This is a genomic window from Petralouisia sp. (assembly GCF_056822245.1).
Map to the genome: position 1 here is coordinate 1 of NZ_JBQIOP010000110.1, position 1,418 is coordinate 1,418.

Here is a 1,418-nt window from a genome sequence, read left to right on the forward strand (position 1 = left end):
TACTGGGATATTTAACCGCCGGAGTAATATCTTATGCTTTTCGCATATAAAACAGACGAAAAACCTGCTCTGCGGTATCCCTTAGATTGTTTTTAGCATTTTCCGGCTGCATTGCTTCCTCTAAGGTAGTGATTTCACGCAAAATCGGAAAAAATGCGTCAATGCCTCTTTGATTGCAATTTTTTGCATCTTCTGTAACGCTTCCTGCAAACGCAATCACCGGAATACTGTATTTTTTGGCAAGCTCCGCCACTCCTACAGGGGCTTTGCCCATGGCAGTCTGCCCGTCCAGACGCCCTTCGCCTGTGATTACGATATCCGCCTGCTGAATATGTTTTTCAAGCTGTGTCTCTGTAAGAACAATTTTAATTCCGGATTCCAGTACAGCATTGGTAAAAGTTAAAAATGCAAATCCAAGTCCGCCGGCAGCTCCAGTTCCCGGATAATTTTCATCTGCCTTTCTGTAATGTTTTTTCGCAAGCCCGGCATACCTGAGAAGCCATTCATCCATATTCTGAATCATCTCCGGCGTCGCTCCTTTTTGGGGACCGTATACTGCGCTGGCGCCTTTCTCTCCGCACAGAGGATTCGTCACATCACAGGCAATCTGAAACTCGCACTCTGAAAGCTCCGGAAGAACATTTTCATCCGTAATCCTATCAAGAACCTCCAACCCGGCTGCACCGTAAGGAATCTGATTTCCTTCTTTATCAAGAAAACCGAATCCCAAAGCCTGCAGCATACCCACACCGCCGTCATTGGTTGCGCTTCCGCCGATGCCTGCAACAAACCGCCGGCAGCCTTTTTGAACTGCATCTTTAATTACTTCGCCTACCCCATAAGTAGTGGTATACAGCGGATTTCTCTTTTCCTGCGGCACCAGAGTAATTCCTGCGGCGCCGGACATTTCCAGTACAGCCGTTTTTGTCTTTTCTATCATGCCATAGACGCAATCCACCGGTTCCCCCAGGGGGCCTGTCACACGTATTGTCTGCAATACGCCGCCCATTCCCTGTACCAGAGCTTCTACGGTACCTTCTCCGCCGTCTGCTAACGGCCGCACCACTGTTTCTGCCTGGGGATTTACACGTCTTATTCCTTCTGCGGCCGCTTCGCCTGCTTCTATGGAGCTTAAACTTCCTTTTAGTGAATCAATTGCAATTACTGCTTTCATCATGGTTCCTTTCTATTTGTGAATTTGGGATGGTATTGCTGCAAATATTTTATATTTGAATACAGAGGTCACAACCGAATTGCCCTTTGACACACAAACTGGGCAATGTTCCGGCGAACTAAATATATTTGGATACAGACGGAACAACCGAATTGCCCTTTGGCACACAAACCGGGCAATGTTCCGGCGAACTAACTGCTAACTTCGACTAGGGAAGTCAGGAAAGCCTTCCTTCCCAAGTCTC

The 1,418-nt window shown here is 47.4% G+C and carries 1 protein-coding gene; it reads right to left on the reverse strand.

Annotated elements, in window-relative coordinates:
- Nucleotides 1–31 precede the first annotated feature (31 nt).
- A complete protein-coding gene (locus tag ACTO17_RS19780) occupies nucleotides 32–1,174 on the reverse strand; it encodes a glycerate kinase family protein (RefSeq protein ID WP_482559135.1) in 1,143 nt (380 codons plus the stop codon).
- Nucleotides 1,175–1,418: the final 244 nt, after the last annotated feature.

What these genes read in the sequence shown, in the direction of transcription:
- ACTO17_RS19780 (WP_482559135.1), bottom strand. Translation starts at nt 1,174, where the DNA reads ATGAAAGCAGTAATTGCAATTGATTCACTAAAAGGAAGTTTAAGCTCC.